Genomic DNA, 19,057 nt, shown 5'->3' with positions numbered 1-19,057 from the left:
GTGTCGGGATGGTCAGTACCAAGGACGCGCACCCGACCGGCGAGCACCTCCTCGAACAGCGGAATCGCGAGATCGCCCCTGCCCTCCTGCGAGTACTGGAGGGCGCGGGCGTTCCGTTCGGCGATGGGGTCGATGGCGTTCATTCTTCACTCGATTCAGGGGACGGGGCGGGGAACATGTTCATTTTGCGCTCAAAGGACTCGAGGAGATTGCAGACCTTAACGGTGAGGTGGTCGGGACTCACAGCTTCCTCGCATATCTTGAATAGTGCAACGACTGCGGCCAACCGCCTCCGCCCACCACCTCCGCTCGTCGGCTCCGACTCCGTCCAAGGGCGGGGCCGTTTAGTCCGACGGATACGCGGTTGTCACGCCTCCCCCGCTTACGGGCACAGCCGTTTGCCTGAGGATGGTGGTGCTTCCTTCTTCGGCGCACGAACCGAGGCATTGCCCGAGTCGCGGGCGCGCCTCGCGGCTTCAAGGTTGCGGCGGGAGACGAGTGTGTCAGGGTGGCCGTCTCCCAGGACGCGCACCCGGTCGGCGAGCACCTCCTCGAACAGGGCGATCGCCTCGCCGATACGGTCCGCCGCCTGGTAGGCGACTGCGAGGTTGTTGCGGGAAGTGAGTGTGTGGGGGTGGTCGCTACCCAGGACCCGCAAACGGTCGGTGAGCACCCCCTCGAGCAGGGGGATCGCTTCACTGAGGCGACCCACCTCATAGTAGGCGGCCGCGAGGTTGCCCCGGGAGGTGAGGGTGTTGGGGTGGTCATCTCCCAGCACGCGCACACGGTCGGCTAGCACCTGCTCGTACAGGGGGATCGCCTCGCCCAGGCGCCCCGCCGCTTGGTAGGCACCCGCGAGGTTGTTGCGGGAGGTGAGGGTTTGGGGGTGGTCTGCGCCCAGGACGCGCACACGGTCGGCTAGCGTGTCTTCGAGCAGGGAGACCGCGTCATCGTCCCTGCCTGCCGCTCGGTACGCGATGGCAAGACTATTCTGAGACTTGAGCGTGTCAGGGTGTGTAATACCGAGGGTTTCGCTGCGTTGGACGTAGGTCTCCTCGAATAGGGCGATCGCCTTATCATTCGTTCCCATCGCTTGATAGACGATAGCAAGGCAATTCTGGGAGGCGAGTGTGTCGGCGTGGTCGGCCCCTAGGACGCGCACCCTGTCGGTAACCACCTCCTCCAAAAGAGCAATCGCCTCGTCGAGACGGCCTGTCTCTTGGTAAGCGTTTGCAAGGTTGTGGCGAGAGGCGAGTGTATTACGGTGGTTGACGCCCAGGATCCGTTCACAGTCAGCGACCACCTTCTCGAACAAGGGGATTGCTTCACTGAGGCGCCCCGCTCTCTGATAGGCAGCTGCGAGGGCGTTACCGAGGGCGAGCGTGTCGGGATGGTCGGGCCCCAGCGCATTTTGAACAGCGTCCACAGCGTTATGCAGTGTAAGGGCCTCATTGGCGAAGCCTAGGTCATCCGCGTGAACGAAAGCATGATGAAGGCAAGCACGAACCCGTTCGCGCTCGAACAAGGGATGGGAGTAGTCCTGGGCGGCGATGGCGCGGAGCTGCTCGATGAGATCACGGGCCTCCCGCCGCCGCCCCTCCGCGTCCTCACGGGGCAGGCTGTCAATGTCAATCCGGTCGAGCAAGTCCGTCGCCGCGCCGAACGCCCCAGCCCATTCCCCCGGGTTCCAGTTCTCACGCAGCACTTGCCCCTGAAAACGGTGCACCATGGTCACGCCCCTGTCGGTGGACTGCTGGACCACCGACGCGTTGAGGAGTGCGGCTAGTGCGCGGCGCGCGTTCTCGGCAGCAGCAGCGCGGACCTTGGTTGTCTCACCCACTGGACCCGCATCCGCGTTTGTGCCCTCACCCGCCCCATCCGCGTTCCCATCCGTCTGCGCTTTCCTCGCCCCGGGGGCAATCCACCGGGTGGGCACACCCGACTCGGCGAGCACAGCGAGCGCCCCGACCTGGAGGCCGGCCGCCTCATGCGACCCGTCTTTGATGCGACTGAGGGCGGAGTCCACGGCCAGCAACAGCGCCCAGGACACGTCATCGGGGTAGGAATCCCCAGGAATACGATGGATCACCCGGTCACTGGAGTAAGCGTCCAACTGGTCGAGGTACTCCGCCAGAGACCACCGCTCGATCCGCGCCGTCTCAGTGGCCTGGGCAAGGGCAAGAGGCAGGTCCCCGAGCCGCGCAGCCAGAGCATCAGCGGCCCCGCTGTCCTGGGAACCCGTGATCGACTGGACGAAAGCGATCGAATCCGCGCGGGGAAACACACCCACCTCCACCGCCTCCCACGCCGACGACACGTCACGGCGCCTGCTCGTGGCCACCACCCGCAAACTACCACCGCGCGGAACCACCCCCGTCAAGTCGTTGAAGTCCTCGACATTGTCGAACACCACCAACCGGTCACCCGCATCGGCCGACTGCAAGTGGCCAAGGCACCGCTCGATCACCTGGTCCTGCGTGGGGTTGTCGCTCGTGTCGACGCCCAACCGGCGGGCGAGCTCCACCAGATCGCTCCTGACGGAGTCCGCCGATGAGGCGTTGAGCCACGCCACCAGGCCCCACCCCGCAGCCCCGCACTCCCGCGCCAGGCTTGAGGCCAACTGCGATTTCCCACACCCCGCCATCCCCACAAGAACCACGCGCTCCTGCACACCGTCGACCACCAAGCCGCGCAGCGTCCCCTGTTCTACGCGCTCCCGGAACCCCGCAGCCACATCAGGACGAGCCCCGAAAACAACCCGACCTGGCCGTGGCAGACCACCGATGGTTGCATTTTGGTTTTCCTTGACTATTTCTAAGCTCTCAAGGATGAGAGCATCGTTCTCGAGTCCCTTGCCCACGTCCTCCTGGATCTTGCCCACGCCCTCCTCAATGCGGTCGAGCGCGCCCATGACGTACTTGAGCGCCTCGATCTGGAACTTCTCCGACCACGGCGCCAGCCTCACATACTCCGCGGCCACAGCATCGACGAGCTCATCGAAATACGGCTCAGAGCGCGCGAAAAGCTGCGCCCGGATCGGCTCGCCGCGCCGATGGAGCATGGCGGCGAACCTATCGGGAGAGCGCACGGCCTCAACAATGAAACGATCATCGTTCCCGACCCGGTCAAGAAGCCCGCCAACCCCAGTGGCAACGCCGTCCAGGCGCTCGGTGCCAACACCCCGGTCCTGGCACTTCTGGTACATGCCGCGCACCCTGTCGGCCACGGTCTTCTCAATACACTTGGCAACAGCGCCGCCCCTATCGTTGACCCGCCCCCTCAGCCCGGCCAACAACCCCAACCCCTCCTGCGCATCACCGACAAGGCCCGCAACCGCATCCTGGCCCGACGCGCGCAAAAGGAACTTCACCACCGACGCGCCAACGCCAGCCACCGAAACAAGCACCGGATCCACCATACCCGCATCCTACACGTGACCCACCACACACGGAAGCGCATAATGCGGAAAAGAAAACCAGGGGCGGCGGAAGCCCCGACAGCGGAATCGACCCGATCGAACAGCGGGCACGGCTCTCCCCTCGCGTACCGGCACGCCGCTGCTTGCCCACAAACCGAGCGCAGCCTGTTCCGCCTGCGGCCCGCCTACCCCTTCGCCAGGTACTGGGCCACCTGGAAGGCCATCTCCAGGGACTGCTGGTGGTTGAGGCGCGGGTCGACCAGGGTCTCGTAGCGCTTGCGCAGGGACTCCTCGTCGATGTGCTCACTGCCGCCGATGACCTCGGTGACGTCGTCGCCCGTGAGCTCCACGTGCAGCCCGCCGGGCACGGTGCCCGCCTGGTCGTGGGCCTCGAAGAAGCCGCGGACCTCGTCCATCACGGTCTCGAAGCGCCGGGTCTTGTGGCCCGTGGAGGCGGTGATCGTGTTGCCGTGCATCGGGTCCGTCATCCACGTGACGGGGCGGCCGTCGGCGCGCGCCGCCTCCAGAAGGGGCGGCAGGGACTCGCGGATGCGGTCGGCGCCCATGCGGGTGATGAAGGTGAGGCGGCCGTCCTCCCCGTCGGGGTTGAGGCGGTCGATGAGGCCGGTCATCTCCGCGGGCGTGGTCGTGGGCCCCAGTTTCACGCCGACGGGGTTGCGCACGCGGGACAGCAGTTCGATGTGCGCGCCGTCGGGGCCGCGGGTGCGCTCCCCCGCCCACAGGAAGTGGGCGGACGTGTTGTACGGCTCGCCCGTGCGCGAGTCGATGCGCGTCATCGCGGATTCGTACTCCAGCAGCAGCGCCTCGTGCGACGAGTAGAGGTCCACGTCGCGCAGGGAGTCGAAGTCCACGCCGGCGGCGCCCATGAACTTGATGGCGCGGTGGATGTCCTCTGCCAGGGACTCGTAGCGCGCGTAGGCGGGGTTCGTCATGAAGCCGCGGTTCCAGTGGTGGACCTGGCGCAGGTCCGCGTAGCCGCCCTTCGTGAAGGCGCGGATCAGGTTGAGGGTGGAGGCCGCGTGGTGGTACAGGTCGAGCAGGCGCGCCGGGTCGGGGACGCGGGCTTCGGGCGTGAACTCGTGGGAGTTGACGGCGTCGCCCCGGTAGCTGGGCAGTGTCACGCCGTCGCGGGTCTCCACGTCGGACGAGCGGGGCTTGGCGTACTGCCCGGCGATGCGCCCCACTTTGATGACCGGCAGCGACGCGCCGTAGGTCAGCACCACGGCCATCTGCAGCAGCGTCTGAATCTTCAGGCGCAGGTGGTCGGCCGTGGCCTCGGCGAATGTCTCCGCGCAGTCGCCGCCCATCAGGACGAACGCCTCGCCCCGCGAGGCCGCGCCCATCCACGTGCGCAGGTCGTCGACCTCGCCGGCGAAGACGAGCGGGGGCTGGAGCCTCAGGCTCGCGGTCACCGAGCCGACGCGCGCACTGTCGGGGTAGGCGGGCTGCTGGAGCGCCTCGAGCCGGCGCCACGTGTCCCAGGGGGCGGGCTCCCCCGACGACGGGGACCACAGGCTCTCGGGGACGCGGCGGTAGCCGGGCTTGCGCTCGGGCTGACCGCCGCGTCCAGGGGTGAGGGAGGGGATCACGCCGTCCGGCTCACTTCGCGGGGACGACGTCCTGGCCGATCTCGGCCATCAGGTCGGTGAACCACTTCTGGGTCACGTCGAAGTGCTTGCCCCCGGCGATGCGCGGGAAGGCGATGGCCTTGAGGCGGTCGCCGTCCTCCTCGTCGTGGCCGATGACGCCGGACTCGCCCTTGAAGGCGCACTCGACGGCCAGGTCCGTCATCGATTTGATAAGGCGCAGGTCGTCGGCGTTCGCGTGGGCCGCGCGCGAGAAGTAGCCGGACTTCTGGACCATGACCTTCTCGGCGCCGAGCTTGGCGGCGAACTGCTTGGCGAACCACTGGCCGGGGTTGATGGTGTCGAGCTGGACGTGGCCGAAGGGGTCGCGCTTGACCTCGACGCCCGCGGCCTCCATCTCCTTGATGATCTCGGGGACGCCCGCGCCCTCGGAGAGGAAGATGTTGACGTTGCCCTGCTCGTCCATGATGGCCTTCAGGCGCTTGGCCTCGCCCTCGATGTCGATGGCCAGCTCGGGCAGGAAGACGGCGTGGACGTCCCAGCGCTCCTTGGTCAGGCCGATGGAGGGCACCCACTCCTGGGTCTTGAGCCACTCGTGGTAGCGCCGCGACCCGGCGGCGGCCAGCCACCCGCAGTGGCGGCCCATGATCTCGTGGATAATGAGCATACGGGGGTTGGAGCGGTGCTCGCCGATGACGTGCTGGGCGTAGTTGGAGACCTCCTCGGCGGCGGTCCATGCGCCCAGGGACTGGCGGATCGGCACCACGTCGTTGTCGATGGTCTTGGGCAGGCCGACCACGGTGAGGTGGTAGTCGTGCTCCTCCAGGTAGGCGGCCAGGTCGGCGGCCGTGGTGTTCGTGTCGTCGCCGCCGATGGTGTGCAGGACATCGACGCCGTCCTTGCGCAGCTGCTCGGCGGCCTTCTCCAGGGGGTTCTCGTCCTCGGCGACCAGGCCGCGTTCGACGAGGTTCTTCTTGTTCGTCAGCTTGACGCGGGAATTGCCGATGGGCGAGCCGCCGTAGCGGTGGAGCACGGCGGCGCGAGCGCGGGCGTCCTCATCGACGACGACGTAGTTGCCGGTGAGCAGGCCGTGGTAGCCGTTCTGGTAGGCGATGATCTCGACGGTGGGATCGATCTCGGTGTAGCGCTCGATGAGGCCGCCCACGGCGGAGGACAGGCAGGGGGCGAAGCCGCCTGCGGTCAGCAGGGCGACGCGACGGACTGACATGTATGTCACCTTTCTCAGGCTTGTGTGGACGATTGGGTGCCACGGCCCGCCCGGGCGCGGGGCAACGGCCCCAGTCTAGCCGTAAGGCGCGGAGCACCGCAGGGACGCCCGTCCCACCGGGCGGCGCTCCAACCACCCCAAGCGCCACCGCGCTCCCACTGCCCGTCACGGGCGCACTGGCCGCCCGGCACTGAGCCACCATCCGCACAGCCGGCACCGGCCACCGGCTCGAACGACTCGCACAACACACCCCGAGCCCGCGCCCGCACCACTTAGACACCGCCCGCACCACTTAGGCCCCCGACACGCCGGGAGAACCAGGACCCACGTCGGCCCAAGTGGTGCAACGGAGGGCTAAGTGGCGCAACAGCACGCTAAGTGGCGCAACGGAGGGCTAAGTAGTGCAGCGGAGGGCGGATCCCGCAGCGCGGTGCACGAAGCCGCCCAAAGCACCGACAACGAGCCGCACACACAGCCCCTCTCACAACCACGCACACAAGGGGGCTGATTTACGAAACACGCTGCGCACACAACGGCTTGACTCCGCCCTTGTGTGCGGTCGCATGTTGCGTAATTCCGGTCCTTGTGTGCGTAGAACGGGGCTGCGCGGCCCCCTACCCTAGCCCTGCCCCGGTTCGGGACGGTCGGTGCGGTTGGCGAAGCGCGCGACACCGCCCTGGAAGAGGACGCCGATCATGGCCGTCAGCGCTTCTTCCGCTTGGCGCTCTTCTTCCGCTTCGCCCCACTGGCCTTCTCCCCGATGCCCGGGGCCGGGGACTCGGAATCAGCCTCCTCCTTAGCGGGATCCTTCTTAGCCGGAGCCTTCTTAGCGGGAGCTGCCTTCTTATCGGGGGCTGCCTTCTCCTCTACGGAAACCGCCTCCTCAACCGGCGCAGCATCCGAGGCCGGGGCCGGGGACTCGGAATCAGCCTCCGCCTCAGCCGCGGGGGCCTCCCCCTTAACGGGAGCCGTCTCCTTAGTCGGAGTCGCCTTCTTAGCGCTGGCCTTCTCCTCAACCGGCTCGGCATCCGAGGCTGGAGCCACGGACTCGGAATCGGCTTTCACCTTGGGAGCGGGAGCCTTCTCCTCAGCAGGAGCCTCCGCCTCGGCCGGAGCCTTCTCGACCGGTGCGGCGTCCGAGGCCGGAGCCTCCGAGCCCTCTGCCGCCTCGGGAGTTTCCTGGTCGTCTGCGGAATCGGAGTCGGCGTCGTCCTCGGGCGGCCCGGGCACCTCGACCTCGGGGGCGATGCGCCCGCCGGGAGCGGCGCGCCCGTTGGAGGGAACGGGGCCGTCGAACTCGCCCTCCTCGGCCATCTTGGCTTTCACGTCGGCCGCGTAGAGGTCGACGTACTCCTGCCCGGACAGCAGCATCAGGTTGTACATGATCTCGTCGGTGATGGCCCGCAGCACGTAGCGGTCCTTGTGCAGGCCCTTGTAGCGGGAGAAGTCCAGGGGCTCGCCGATGACCATGCCGATGTTCGTGCGGGAGGGGATCCGCTGCCCGATGGGCTGGGCGGCGTGGGTGCCGATCATCGCCACGGGGATCACGGGGGCGCCCGACAGCAGCGCCAAGCGCGCCACGCCCGTCTTGCCGCGGTAGAGCCGGCCGTCGGGGCTGCGCGTCCCCTCCGGGTAGATGCCGAAGAGCTCTCCCTCCCTCAGGCGCTTGAGGCCCGCGTTGAGGGCGGCCTCCGAGGCGCGCCCGCCGGAGCGGTCCACGGGGATGGTGCCTACGGCCCGCATGAACTCCTTCGTCACCCACCCCTTGAAACCGGTGCCCGTGAAGTAGTCCGCCTTGCCCATGAAGACGACCTCGCGGTCCAGCATCATCGGCAGGAACACGGAGTCCCACACGGCGTTGTGGTTCGACGCCAGAATCGCGGGCCCCTCGGCGGGGATGTTCTCCTTACCGCGGATCCACGGACGGTAAGCGGCCTTCAGAATGGGGCCGCCGGTGGCCTTGAGAGCCTGATAGAACGCCACTGTGACTCCTCGATCGTCGACGGGGCACGGAACTCGCGCGGGGCATTACCATCTACTCTATGACGAACGGGGGGCGCATGGGTAGTTCGACCGAAGAGCGGTCTCATTCCGGTCCCGCCCCCGACCCTGGCGTCCGCGCGGAACTCGCGCGCGCCCTGGCCCGCCGCCTCGAGGCTGCCCTGACCCCCGCCCTGGAGGGCCTGGGCACGCCTTTGGAGCGCGCCGACTGGTTGGTGGTCGACGTGGAGACCACGGGGCTCGGCCGCGCATGCGAGATCACCGAGATAGGGGCGCTGCGCATGCGCGGAACCCAGGTGGTCGACGAGTTCGAGGAGCTGGTGCGCCCCAGCGCTCCGATCCCGCCGTTCATCGAGAAGATGACAGGAATCACCACGGACATGGTCGCCGGGGCGGCCCCGGTCCAGGCCGTGTACCCGCGCTTCGCCGCGTGGGCGGGAGCGGGAGCGCCGGGCAGGGTGTTGGTCGCGCACAACGTGGACTTCGACATGGGTTTCCTGGCGCGGGCCTCGCGCGCCTGCTCGATGCCGTGGCGGACGCCGCCGTCAGTGGACACCCTGAGCCTGGCGCGCCTGGCCCTGCCCCGCCCGGTTGTGGCCGACCACCGGCTGGGCACGGTCGCCCGCTATTTCCGCACTGCCACCGCCCCCGGGCACCGTGCTCTCGGGGACGCCAGGGCGACCGGCGAGGTCCTGTGCGGCCTGGTCGGCCTGGCCGCCGAGGCGGGGTTCGGTCAGGTCGAGGACCTGGTGGCCGTGTGCCGCTGGTACGCGGCGCGGCGCCCCTGAGGCGGGGCAGCGCCTGCGCGCATCCGATCCGCCCCTTCGGCGAGGGTCCCGCACATGTGAACAAAGGCGGAGCACCGCCTGCCCGTGCCCGATCCGCCCCTTCCCGGCTGGAGGGACGCCCGGCAGTGGCCGGGCCCCGTCCGCCCCGGAGCGCCGCTGGCCCCATCCGGCCCGGGGACTGCCGCCCCCACCCGCCCTGCTCGGGCACGGAGCGCCCGCCTGGCGTGAGGGATCCGATCAGGCCGACAGGGCCTCCCAGCGTTCCACGAGCGCCGCCCCGTCGCCGGAGTCGAGGACACGGTGGGCGCGCTCCACTGCCTCGCCGAGCCTTCGCGCGTAGGAGCCGGCGTCGATGGCCTCGTCGAGGCCCTCCCACGCGAGCACACCGGCGGCGACGTTGAGGCAGACCGCGTCCCGCACGGCGCGCGTGCCTGCACCGGAGAGGACCTCACGCGCGACTTCCGCGTTCTGGTGCGCGTCCCCGCCGCGCAGGTCCTCGATGCGGGCCGGTTCCATGTCGAACAGTTCCGAGGCGTCGAACTCCACTTCGCTGACGGCCCCGCCGCTGACGATCCACGCCTGGTTGACGCCAACGGTCGACAGCTCGTCCAAACCTGTGTCGCGGCCGCGGAACACGATGGCGGACAGGCCGCGCGATGCGTACACCCCGGCCATGAGGCGGGCGTTGGCCTCGTCCGCAGCACCGATGGCGCACGCCTGCACGCGCGCCGGGTTGGTCAGCGGTCCCAGCACGTTGAAGGCCGTCGGGAAGCCCAGGGCCCTGCGCACGGGCGCCGCGAAGCGCATCGAGGGGTGGACCTTGTTGGCGAAGAGGAAGGCGATGCCGATCCGCTCGAAGACCTCCCGCTGGCGCGCGGCGTCCACGTCCAGGGACACTCCCATGGCCTCGAGCACGTCGGCGGAACCCGATTTGGACGTGGAGGCGCGGTTGCCGTGCTTGATGATGGGGACGCCTGCGGCCGCCAGGGCGATCGCCGACATCGTGGAGATGTTGACGGTGCCGAAGCCGTCACCGCCGGTTCCCACTACGTCGAGAGCGCGCGACGGCAGGTCGACGGCCAGTGCGTGGTCCTGCATCGCGTCCGCCAGGCCGTGGATCTCGTCCACCGTGGCCCCTTTGATGGCCATGGCCGTGAGGAACGAGGCCAGGCGCGCGTCGCCGAGCTCACCGGTCATCACCTGGTCCATCACCCAGTAGGCGTCCTGGTAGGACAGGGGGCGGCCGCCGTTGAGCCGGGCAATGACGTCGCTCCACTGGGGCGCGCCCGTCACTTCACGCCCCGCAGCGCCTCGGCGATGGTCTCCTGCAGGACCAGGGGGTCCAGCGGGTCGGGCACGGTGGCGCACGCCCCGGCCCACGAGGCGAGCCAATCGTCCTGGGGGCGGGCGGTGAGCAGCACGACGGGGGGCACGTCCTCGCGGGTCTCCATGAGATCCTGGGCGATGGACATACCGCCCTCCTTCTTCGCCTCGGCGTCCAGGACGAGCAGGGCGAAGTTCCCCTGGTCGAAGGCGTCGCGCACGCCGAAGGCCGTGGCGGCCTCGGTCCACGTGATCCGGGGGGTGTCCGCGGAGGCGCGCAGTCCCACCCCTTCGGTCACGGCCCGGCGCCGCGTGATGTCGTCGCTGAAAACGAGGATGTTCACGTTTTCTCCGCTCACTTGGTTACTCCCTCGTGGTGTGCTGGCGCGGCCGTCGGCCGCGTGTTGTGCGGGCCCATTCTAGCGACAAGAGGGGGCCTCCCACGTTCAGGAGGCCCCCTCTTGGGGGCAACGCGGCTGGGCGGCGCCATCCCCGGGCCGGTGGGCGCCGGCAACCGCCGGGCCCCGGGCGGAACAGCGGGCCGGTCGGCACCACCCGACCGCCGGGCGCCGACAACAGCCAAGCCCCGGGCGGGACCGCGGGCCGGTCGGCACCACCCGACCGCCGGGCGCCGACAACAGCCAAGCCCCGGGCGGGACCGCGCCCCGGACAGCGGGCCGGTGGGCGCCGGCAACCGCTGGGCCCCCGGGCTGGTCGGCACCGCCTGCCCCCGGGCCAGTGGGCACCGCTGGCCCGCGGGCCGCTGCCGCTAGCCCCGCGGCGGGGTGGCGGGTTTCCCGGTGGAGTCGAGGTACTCCGTCTTCCCGACGATGTCGAAGACGCGGACGATGGCCTGGGTCACAGTTCCCGACTGTCCGGACTGGCCCTGCTGTGCGGGGACCGGGCTCACGACGACGACGCGCGAGCCGATCGTGTACCCGACGAAGGGCGTTTGGGCGACGGGCTGTTGCAGGGGCTCGGAGTTCCACGAGGACTCGGTCTTGCCCTGGTAGCCCCATCCACTGCCAACACCCCTCAAAAGCGCTGTGTCGGTGGCGGCCAGTGCCTCGCCGGTTCCCTTGTAGACCGTGTACACCTGCTGCTCGGTGGGCACGGGCTGGGACTCGTCGATCGTCAGGGTCGGCTCCACGCCGGGCCCCCCGGTCACGGTGATGCCCGCGGGCAATTCCTCGCCCGTCGCCTCGGCGCTCGTCAAAGTGGCCTCGTCGGCCAGATGCTGGCGGGACACGCCCTGCTGCTCCAGGATGTCCACGACGAAGACGAGGGTCGCATTCGGGGGGATATCCTGGCCGTAACCGGACTCCCCGTAACCCAGGGACGAGGGGATCACCAGCTCGAGGCGGTCGCCGACGTGGGCGTGCGCCAGGGCGTACCCCCATCCCTTGATGACGCCGCTGAGGCTGAAGGAAACGGGCTTGCCCTTGTCGTAGGACGAGTCGAACTTCGTCCCGTCCCACAGGGCGCCCACGTAGTTCACCTTCACCTGGGCGCCCGGGCACACCTCGGGCCCACTGCCCTTCGTCAGCGTCTTGACCAGGACCTTGTCGGTGGGCTCGGAGCCCGTGGCGGGGTCGATGACGGGCGTCTCAGTGCCCGTGACCTTCGGGAAGTACCCGGCCCCCGAGCGGTCCACCTGGGCCTGTGCGGCGGAGTCGTCGGTGGTGCACTCCAGCACCCCGCTCTGGGACGAGTCCGAGGACGCGGGCGAGCACGCGGCCAGCGTGATGGCGGTCAGGGCGGCGCACGCCACGGCGCCGATCTTTCGCAGTGTCGACGTCATGTCAGTGCAATCCCCGTCTCAGTGGAAGGACTCGCCGCAGGCGCAGGTGTTCTGCGCGTTCGGGTTGTCGATGGTGAAGCCCTGGCGCTCGATGGAGTCCGCGAAGTCGATGGTGGCGCCCGCCAGGTAGGGCACGCTCATGCGGTCGACGATGACTTCCACGCCGTCGAAGTCCCGGATGGCGTCGCCGTCGAGGACCCGGTCGTCGAAGTAGAGCTGGTAGATGAGGCCGGAGCATCCGCCCGGCTGGACGGCGATGCGCAGCCGCAGGTCGTCGCGGCCCTCCTGGGCCAGCAGGCTCTTGACCTTCGTGGCCGCCACGTCGGTGAGGATGACCTCGTGCGTGGGAGCCTGAGTTGCAGTATCAGACATGGTGCTCCTTAGAGATACGTGTGCCCGTTCGGGTTCACCCTACGCGTTTGTGCCGGGCAGCGCTATCGGGTCCGTCGGCTGCGGGCAGCCACGTGCGCGCGATGCGGGCGCCTGCGGCGCCCAGGTTCAAGACCCCGTCGGTGGCGAACACGCCGTGCAGCCCCCACTGGGCCCTCTCGTGGGCGGAGAGCGTGGAGCGGGCGACCAGAGCCACCACGGGGATGGCCCAGGGGGCGGCCGCGGCCGTGATGGAGTCGAGGCACGACTCCGCCAGCGCCGGGAACGACAGGTCCGGTTCGCACGCGACCAGCAGGTCCGCCCCTTCCAGGTGGTGGCGCAGCGGCCCCAGGGCCACTAGGAGCGCGCCCGTGTCCACGATCCTGCCGCCGATGGCGGCGATGACGGCCGCTGCTCCCCCGCCAGAGCCGGACCCGCGCGCCGACGCGGGGCCAGCCCCCGTGGACGGGCCGGGGGCCGCCTGGGCGAGCAGGGTGCGCGAGCGCGGACGGCGGGCGAGTTCGCGCGACAGGAGGGCCGTCAGGCCCGGGTCCTGGCCGGGGCGGGGCTCGAGGCCGGGGGCGACGGCCAGCACGGAGTCGAGGCCCACCAGGGGGCGCGTCGTCGAGGCGGCGGCCACCAGGTCCACGCCGGAGTCGGCGATGATCCGCTCGGCGCGGTCGAGCGCGGCGGGCAGGGAGCGCGCCAGGTCGTCCCCCTCGCGCACGCTGATGCCGGTCAGTGCCGTGAGGAAGCCGAATCCGCAGTCGACTGCGGCATTGTGCCCGCCCTCGACGACGACCATCCCCCCGCCCGCAAGGGCGGCCCGCACCGCTTCGCCGGCGGGCGCGGTCGATGGGGCTCCCGTGGGGACGCGGATCGCGGTGAAAGCGCCGGCGCCGGCGGCCGCCTCGTCGAACACGGGACCCGGGCCCAGGGGGACCAGGGAGCAGCGCGCGCCGGGCCTCGCGCCCATGATGCCCGAGGCGACGGCCCCCAGCGCCCTCAGGGTCGCCGGGGAAGATCCGCTGCCCGGGTCGGGGTTCGGCTGGCTGCCCACGACAGCCTCGAACGCCGGGGAATCCCCGTTGCCCGGGTCGGGGGCTCCGTTCCCGGGTGCCCTCAGCACCGGATCCGCGCCTGGCCGCTGCGGGGAAGGCCCGTCCTCCGGCGTTCCCGGGGCCGCGTCGGCCCCCTCCCCCAGCCACCGGCCCGCGACGACGACGCGGGGGCCGCTCACAGGAGCGGCAGGCGGGTGAGCAGCAGGGCCTCGGCCAGGATCGCGTTCTTCAAGTCGGGGATCGACTGGGACTCGTCCTCGGAGTGGGCGTTCGTGAGGGGGTCCTCCACGCCGGTGACGACCACCTGGGCGCCGGGGAAGATCCGCTGGAAGTCCGCGATGAAGGGGATGGAGCCGCCCACGCCGATATTGACGCTCGGCGTCCCCCACGCCTCGGTGAGGCACTCGTGGAGCAGGGATGACACCGGGGAGTCCATGTCCGCCTGGAAGCCATTGCCGCCGTCGTTCTTCTCCACTTCCACGCGGGCGCCGAAGGGGGCGTGGGCGCGCAGGTGGGCGGCCAGCTTATCGAGCGCCTCATCGGGGTCGGCGCCCGGCACCGTGCGCAGCGACAGGCGGAAACGGGTGTGCGGGGAGATCGTGTTCGAGGCGTCGCGCACACTGCGCGCGTCGAAACCGATGACGGTGATCGACGGCTTCGTCCACACGCGGGCGGCCAGGTCACCAGTGCCCGCCAGGCGCACGCCGTCGACGACGCCCGCGGCGGCCCGGAAGTCCGCCTCGTCCCACACGACATCGGCGTCGTCGCACCCTCCCAGTCCTTCGACGGCGACCGAGCCGTCGGCGTCGAAGAGGGAGGAGATGAGCATGGAGGAGACCACAACGGAGTCCAGGAGCGGCCCCCCGAAGGCCCCGGAGTGGACGGCGTGGTCGGCCACCGTGACATCGACCGTGGCAATGGCGTTCCCACGCAGGGTCGAGGTGACGGCGGGCTCCCCGGCCTTCCAGTTGCTGGAGTCGGCCACCACGATGACATCGGCCGCCAACTCGTCGCGGTGGGCATCCAGGAAGGCGGTGAACGACGGGGAGCCGATCTCCTCCTCGCCCTCGACGTAGACGACGACGTTGACCGGCGGGCACTCGCCCAGCAGTGCCATGCAGCCCAGGTGGACGACCACTCCGGCGCCGTCGTCGGAGGCGCCGCGCCCGTAGATGCGGTCCCCGCGCACCTCCGCCTCGAAGGGGCTGAGGGACCAGCGGGACACGTCGCCCGTGGGCTGCACGTCGTGGTGGGCGTAGAGCAGGACCGTGGGCGCCCCCTCGACGCGGGGACCCCGGGCCACGACCGCGGGCATCCCGGCGGTGCCGTCGGGCGCGTCCTCGCTGAGCACGCGGGCGCTCATGCCCAGGGCCTCGAAGCGCTGGCGCAGGTGCTCGGCGCTGGCATCCACGTCCGCGCGGTGGTCGGGGTCGGAGGAGATGGAGGGGATCGCGACGAGAGCCTTGAGCTCGTCGAGCAGCGCGGGGAACGCCTCGTCGAGGCGTGCGCGCAGCGCGTCGGTGGCGGCGGTGGTCCCAGAAGCGTGTGTGTCACTCATAGCGCCCAGGTTAGCCCATGGAAGCGGCCAAATGTCCCCGCATCGGCTAGCCTGAGGGAGTGTTTAGCCGAAAGAAGCATGCCGACGACGCCCACGCGGGCGCCGAGGAGTCCGCAGTCCCCATGGCCTCCGGGAAGAAGGGCCGTCCGACCCCGACGCGCAAACAGGCCCAGGCGCGCAACAACCGGCCCCTGGTGCCCGCCGACCGCAAAGAGGCGAAACGCCGGGCCAGCCAGGCGCGCAACGCCCGCTTCCGCGCCGAGCAGGAGGCCCTCATCACGGGCGACGAGCAGCACCTGCCGGCCCGCGACAAGGGGCGGGTGAGGCGCTTCGTGCGCGACTGGGTGGACGCGCGCTGGTCCTTCGGCGAGTTCGTCATGCCGATCATCCTGCTGTCCCTGGTACTCGTCATGGTGCTCTCCGCCTTCGCCGACCGCCTGAGCATACAGGTGGCGTCCGCACTTCTGATCGGCTCGACCGTCCTCATGTACGGGTCCTTCGCGATCGTCATCCTCGAGTCGACCATCGTGTGGCGCAGGATCCGCAAGCACTTGGCCGAGCGCTACCCGGGCGATGAGATCCCGCGCGGCACCTGGTACTACTGCTTCTCGCGCATGCTGTTCCTGCGGCGCTGGCGCTCCCCGCGCCCGCAGGTGGCCCGCGGCGAGTTCCCGAAGACGAAGAAGTAGGGGCCGGAGCGTTCACAGCCCCGCCCGGCGGCCGCGCGGGGGTGCCACACTACGGGCGGCCGGGCAGCGACCAGCATGCCCTGCACCACTTAGCATGTTCCTGCACCACTTGGACGCCGCTTGCACCACTTAGGTCCATGCAATCCCCTTTTTTGCCGACGTGTCGGGGACCTAAGTGGTGTAAAGCGGTTCTAAATGGTGCAGGGGGCGTCTAACTGGCGCAGACCCCGGGCCAGCGGGTGGCGGCGTTGCGGGCGCCGTGGCCCAGGCCCCGCCCAGGCGTGGTTCCACAGGGCTGCCGAAGGGGCGCGTTTCCACAACCGGGAAGCGCGGGGCGCGCGCATCCACACCCGGAGGCCGAGGGGGTGCGGCGTGCGACGGCGGCGCGCGATGGTTGGGGCAACACCCGCTCCACCCATCAGGAGGCACCCCATGCCAACCGTCATCGCGAACCCCGTCCCCGGACTCTACGGCCACTCCGGCTGGCTGGACGACACCGGGATCCGCGCCCTGCTCTCGCCCCTGACCGACGCCGGCTCCGAGTGCTCCGACTACACCCGCGTCCAGGGGATCGGCGCCCCCGTCGCCGAGCGCCTGCTCGCCCTGCTGCCCGCCGAGCAGCTGGAGGACCGGCAGAACAACGCCCCTGCCCTGGGAGACCTCCTCTCCGCGGCCGTCGCCCGCCCCGGCGTGCGGTTGTGCGGGTACCTGATCGCCCCGCCCCGCTGGGACGAGCGGCTCACCATCGACGCGGTCCTGGTCCCGGCTTCGGACCTGGGCCCCGCCAGAGGGCCGCTGGACGTGGATCGGCGCTCCGACCCGGCGGCGCAGGACGCGGGCAGCTCCACCGAGGGGGTTTGCGCACCGGGCGCGATCAGCGCGCCCAACGGGAGCGCTCCGCTGGTGGCCGCCAGCGCAGGAGGCGTCCAGAGCGGAGTCCCGGACGGGGCGCGCGCCACAGGGGCGCCGCCGCGCGAGGAGCACTGGCGCCGCATCCGCGGTTTCCTGGGCCTGGCCGCCGACACCGTCGCGCCCGACGAGCTCTCGTGCGCGTGCGCGGGGCCCGGAGGCGCCCTCGCCTGGTGGGCGTGGTGGGATTAATCGCATACGCTTGGGGCATGATCGGCAGCGCGTACCGCTGGGCGTTCCAGCACTTCATCTCCAAGTCCGACCCCGAGCGTGCCCACCACCTGGGCCTCGGGGCCATCGCCCTGGCGGGGGCCTTCGCGCCCACGAGGGGCCTCATGCGGGCCACCGTCGGCCACCTCGACCCCCGCACAGCGCCGACGCGCGTCGTCGACGGCGCCGAACAGCCCCTCATGATCGGTCCGCGCGCCCTCGCCTCCCGCATGGGCCTGGCAGCGGGCATGGACAAGAACGCCGAGGCTGTCCTGGGGCTCGCCGCCCTCGGCTTCGCCTTCGTCGAAGTCGGTACGATCACGCCGCGCCCCCAGCCCGGCAACGAGGCGCCCCGCCTGTGGCGCCTGGTCGACCAGCGGGGCCTGCGAAACCGCATGGGCTTCAACAACGACGGCGCCGACGCCGCAGCCGTGCGCCTGCGCGCGCTTCGCTCCACCAAAGCCGGGCGCAGCGCCGTCGTGGGGGCGAACATCGGGAAGAACAAGACCACACCCGAGGAGGACGCCCCCCGGGACTACGCCTACTGCGCGCGCGCCCTGGCGCCGTGGGTGGACTTCATCGTCATCAACGTCTCCTCCCCCAACACTCCCGGCCTGCGGGACCTGCAGTCCGTGGACCGCCTGCGCCCCATAGTCGAGGCGGCGCGCGACGGCAGCCGACAGGGGTGCCCCGACCGCGACATCCCGCTCTTCGTCAAGATCGCCCCCGATTTGTCCGACCAGGAGATCGTCGGAGTCTGCGGCTTGAGTCGCAGCATGCGCCTGGCCGGGGTGGTCGCCACGAACACCACCATCGACCACGACCTCGGCCAGGGCGGTGTCTCCGGCGCCCCCCTGCGTGAGCGCGCCCTCGACGTGATCCGCCTGGTGGCCGCCAACCTCGACGACTCCCAGCTGCTCATCGGCACCGGGGGCGTGTCCTCGCCCGCCGACGCCCGCCGCATGTTGGGGGCGGGGGCGGACCTGGTCGAGGCCTTCACCGCCTTCATCTACGAGGGGCCGACGTGGCCCGGCACCCTCGCCCGAGCCCTCCAGCGCCCCTGAGGACGCCATGCTCATCCCCCTCACTGGCCCGGACTTGTCCGCCGACCCCCGCCTGGACGACTACACGCGCCTCAAGGACGTGAAGCTGCGCGCCCGCCTGGAGCCCGAGCGCGGCCTGTACATGGCCGAGTCCTCCAGCGTCATCACGCGCGCCCTGGACGCGGGGCACTCCCCCCGCTCCTTCCTCATGGCCCAGCGGCACCTGCCGGGCCTGGCCGGGGCCATCGAATCCGCCACGGGCTCGGCCGACGGCGGCCCCGTCCCCATTTTCACCGCGCCCGAGGAAGTCCTCGAACAGCTCACGGGCTTCCACCTGCACCGCGGTGCCCTCGCGGCGATGCACAGGCCCGCCCTGCCCCGCGCCGACGAACTGCTGGCAGCCGCCCGGGACGGCGCCCCCGCACGCCGCGTTGTCGTCCTGGAGGACCTGGTCGACCACACGAACGTGGGCGCGGTCTTCCGCTCGGCCGCTGCCCTGGGCGTCGATGCGGTCCTGGTGACGCCCTCGTGCGCCGACCCCCTGTACCGCAGGTCCGTGCGGGTCTCGATGGGCACGGTGTTCCAGGTCCCGTGGACGCGCCTGGAGGCGTGGCCCGATATGGGCGCGCTGCACGGCGCCGGGTTCACGGTCGCAGCCCTGGCGCTGAGCGACGAGGCCGTGCCCCTCGACGCCTTCGCGGCACTGCCCGCCCTGGCCATCCCGGACGCCAAACTCGCCATGGTCATGGGCACAGAAGGCGACGGGCTGGGGCACCGCACCATCGCCGCATCCGACTACACGGTCCGCATCCCCATGGAGCACGGCGTGGACTCCCTCAACGTCGCCGCAGCCTCCGCCGTCGTGTTCTGGGCGACGCGGGGCGTGGGGGCGCGGGCATCAGGACCATCGGCAGGAGCCTGCCGCTAACGCCCGAGGCAGCGGCCGCCGACCAGTCGTCACTGGTCCTCCCCCGACTCATCACCGGACCCGCCCGACTGAGCAGACTGGCCGGAGTCGCCCCGCGCAGACGGGGGCGGGTTCGGCTGCTTCG

15 protein-coding genes and 1 pseudogene are annotated in these 19,057 nt (G+C 70.5%); 5 read left to right on the top strand and 11 right to left on the bottom strand.

Annotated features, from left to right (window positions below):
* The 5 genes and pseudogenes from G447_RS12180 to G447_RS12735 form a co-directional block, all read right to left on the bottom strand.
* On the bottom strand, positions 1 to 143 hold a 143-nt coding region (locus G447_RS12180), incomplete at its 3' end, for a tetratricopeptide repeat protein (protein ID WP_131295755.1).
* Positions 144 to 382: 239 nt separating this feature from the next.
* Positions 383 to 3,418, bottom strand: coding sequence for a tetratricopeptide repeat protein (locus G447_RS11640; protein WP_243442372.1), 3,036 nt, complete (start codon positions 3,416 to 3,418; stop codon positions 383 to 385).
* 185 nt (positions 3,419 to 3,603) lie between these two features.
* Positions 3,604 to 5,028, bottom strand: coding sequence for a class II 3-deoxy-7-phosphoheptulonate synthase (locus tag G447_RS0110730; protein WP_026431045.1), 1,425 nt, complete (start codon positions 5,026 to 5,028; stop codon positions 3,604 to 3,606).
* Between the two features lie 10 nt (positions 5,029 to 5,038).
* Entirely contained in the window at positions 5,039 to 6,253 is a 1,215-nt protein-coding gene (locus G447_RS0110725; RefSeq protein WP_005867575.1) for a pyrophosphate--fructose-6-phosphate 1-phosphotransferase, read from the bottom strand.
* Between the two features lie 1,176 nt (positions 6,254 to 7,429).
* A pseudogene (locus tag G447_RS12735) lies at positions 7,430 to 8,236 on the bottom strand (lysophospholipid acyltransferase family protein); the annotation flags it as partial.
* Positions 8,237 to 8,295: 59 nt separating this feature from the next.
* On the opposite strand from G447_RS12735, the gene G447_RS11630 reads away from it, so the two are divergent.
* Positions 8,296 to 9,042, top strand: a complete 747-nt coding sequence (locus G447_RS11630) for a 3'-5' exonuclease (protein ID WP_051226326.1) — start codon at positions 8,296 to 8,298, stop codon at positions 9,040 to 9,042.
* Between the two features lie 237 nt (positions 9,043 to 9,279).
* On the opposite strand, the gene trpD is transcribed toward G447_RS11630, so the two are convergent.
* The 6 genes from trpD to G447_RS0110685 all read right to left on the bottom strand — a co-directional run bounded on the left by trpD (position 9,280) and on the right by G447_RS0110685 (position 15,154).
* Positions 9,280 to 10,335, bottom strand: a complete 1,056-nt coding sequence (gene trpD / locus G447_RS0110710; protein ID WP_026431044.1) for an anthranilate phosphoribosyltransferase — start codon at positions 10,333 to 10,335, stop codon at positions 9,280 to 9,282.
* Entirely contained in the window at positions 10,332 to 10,724 is a 393-nt protein-coding gene (locus tag G447_RS0110705) for a DNA-binding transcriptional response regulator (RefSeq protein WP_026431043.1), read from the bottom strand. The genes trpD and G447_RS0110705 overlap by 4 nt, the downstream gene beginning before the upstream one ends.
* A gap of 410 nt (positions 10,725 to 11,134) precedes the next feature.
* Positions 11,135 to 12,166 carry an FKBP-type peptidyl-prolyl cis-trans isomerase gene (locus tag G447_RS0110700; RefSeq protein ID WP_026431042.1) on the bottom strand — a complete coding sequence of 344 codons (1,032 nt, stop codon included), beginning with the start codon at positions 12,164 to 12,166 and terminating at the stop codon, positions 11,135 to 11,137.
* A gap of 18 nt (positions 12,167 to 12,184) precedes the next feature.
* Positions 12,185 to 12,538: an iron-sulfur cluster insertion protein ErpA gene (gene erpA / locus G447_RS0110695; RefSeq protein ID WP_005870902.1), complete on the bottom strand. Its 354-nt coding sequence runs from the start codon at positions 12,536 to 12,538 to the stop codon at positions 12,185 to 12,187.
* Positions 12,539 to 12,572: 34 nt separating this feature from the next.
* On the bottom strand, positions 12,573 to 13,775 hold the full coding sequence (locus G447_RS11625) for a glycerate kinase (RefSeq protein WP_243442371.1): 1,203 nt from the start codon (positions 13,773 to 13,775) through the stop codon (positions 12,573 to 12,575).
* Entirely contained in the window at positions 13,772 to 15,154 is a 1,383-nt protein-coding gene (locus tag G447_RS0110685; protein WP_026431041.1) for a M20/M25/M40 family metallo-hydrolase, read from the bottom strand. Before G447_RS0110685 ends, G447_RS11625 begins: the two co-directional genes overlap by 4 nt.
* Positions 15,155 to 15,213: 59 nt before the next feature.
* On the opposite strand from G447_RS0110685, the gene G447_RS0110680 reads away from it, so the two are divergent.
* The 4 genes from G447_RS0110680 (at position 15,214) to G447_RS0110660 (ending at position 18,933) form a co-directional block, all read left to right on the top strand.
* Entirely contained in the window at positions 15,214 to 15,843 is a 630-nt protein-coding gene (locus G447_RS0110680) for a DUF3043 domain-containing protein (protein ID WP_026431040.1), read from the top strand.
* 432 nt (positions 15,844 to 16,275) lie between these two features.
* A complete protein-coding gene (locus G447_RS0110670; protein WP_026431039.1) occupies positions 16,276 to 16,944 on the top strand; it encodes a hypothetical protein in 669 nt (222 codons plus the stop codon).
* Between the two features lie 17 nt (positions 16,945 to 16,961).
* Positions 16,962 to 18,026 carry a quinone-dependent dihydroorotate dehydrogenase gene (locus G447_RS0110665; protein ID WP_026431038.1) on the top strand — a complete coding sequence of 355 codons (1,065 nt, stop codon included), beginning with the start codon at positions 16,962 to 16,964 and terminating at the stop codon, positions 18,024 to 18,026.
* A gap of 7 nt (positions 18,027 to 18,033) precedes the next feature.
* On the top strand, positions 18,034 to 18,933 hold the full coding sequence (locus tag G447_RS0110660; RefSeq protein WP_026431037.1) for a TrmH family RNA methyltransferase: 900 nt from the start codon (positions 18,034 to 18,036) through the stop codon (positions 18,931 to 18,933).
* Positions 18,934 to 19,057 lie beyond the last annotated feature (124 nt).

This window comes from Schaalia georgiae DSM 6843 (assembly GCF_000429245.1).
In the GTDB taxonomy this organism is placed as follows: domain Bacteria; phylum Actinomycetota; class Actinomycetes; order Actinomycetales; family Actinomycetaceae; genus Pauljensenia; species Pauljensenia georgiae.
Note: the sequence above shows the minus strand (reverse complement) of the source record. Positions and strands in the feature narration are given on the sequence as shown.

Bases quoted from the DNA above. Each gene is read 5' to 3' on its own strand.
- G447_RS11640 (WP_243442372.1), bottom strand. From the start codon at position 3,418: ATGGTGGATCCGGTGCTTGTTTCGGTGGCTGGCGTTGGCGCGTCGGTG.
- G447_RS0110725 (WP_005867575.1), bottom strand. From the start codon at position 6,253: ATGTCAGTCCGTCGCGTCGCCCTGCTGACCGCAGGCGGCTTCGCCCCC.
- G447_RS11630 (WP_051226326.1), top strand. From the start codon at position 8,296: ATGACGAACGGGGGGCGCATGGGTAGTTCGACCGAAGAGCGGTCTCAT.
- G447_RS0110700 (WP_026431042.1), bottom strand. From the start codon at position 12,166: ATGACGTCGACACTGCGAAAGATCGGCGCCGTGGCGTGCGCCGCCCTG.
- erpA (WP_005870902.1), bottom strand. From the start codon at position 12,538: ATGTCTGATACTGCAACTCAGGCTCCCACGCACGAGGTCATCCTCACC.
- G447_RS0110685 (WP_026431041.1), bottom strand. From the start codon at position 15,154: ATGAGTGACACACACGCTTCTGGGACCACCGCCGCCACCGACGCGCTG.
- G447_RS0110670 (WP_026431039.1), top strand. From the start codon at position 16,276: ATGCCAACCGTCATCGCGAACCCCGTCCCCGGACTCTACGGCCACTCC.
- G447_RS0110665 (WP_026431038.1), top strand. From the start codon at position 16,962: ATGATCGGCAGCGCGTACCGCTGGGCGTTCCAGCACTTCATCTCCAAG.
- G447_RS0110660 (WP_026431037.1), top strand. From the start codon at position 18,034: ATGCTCATCCCCCTCACTGGCCCGGACTTGTCCGCCGACCCCCGCCTG.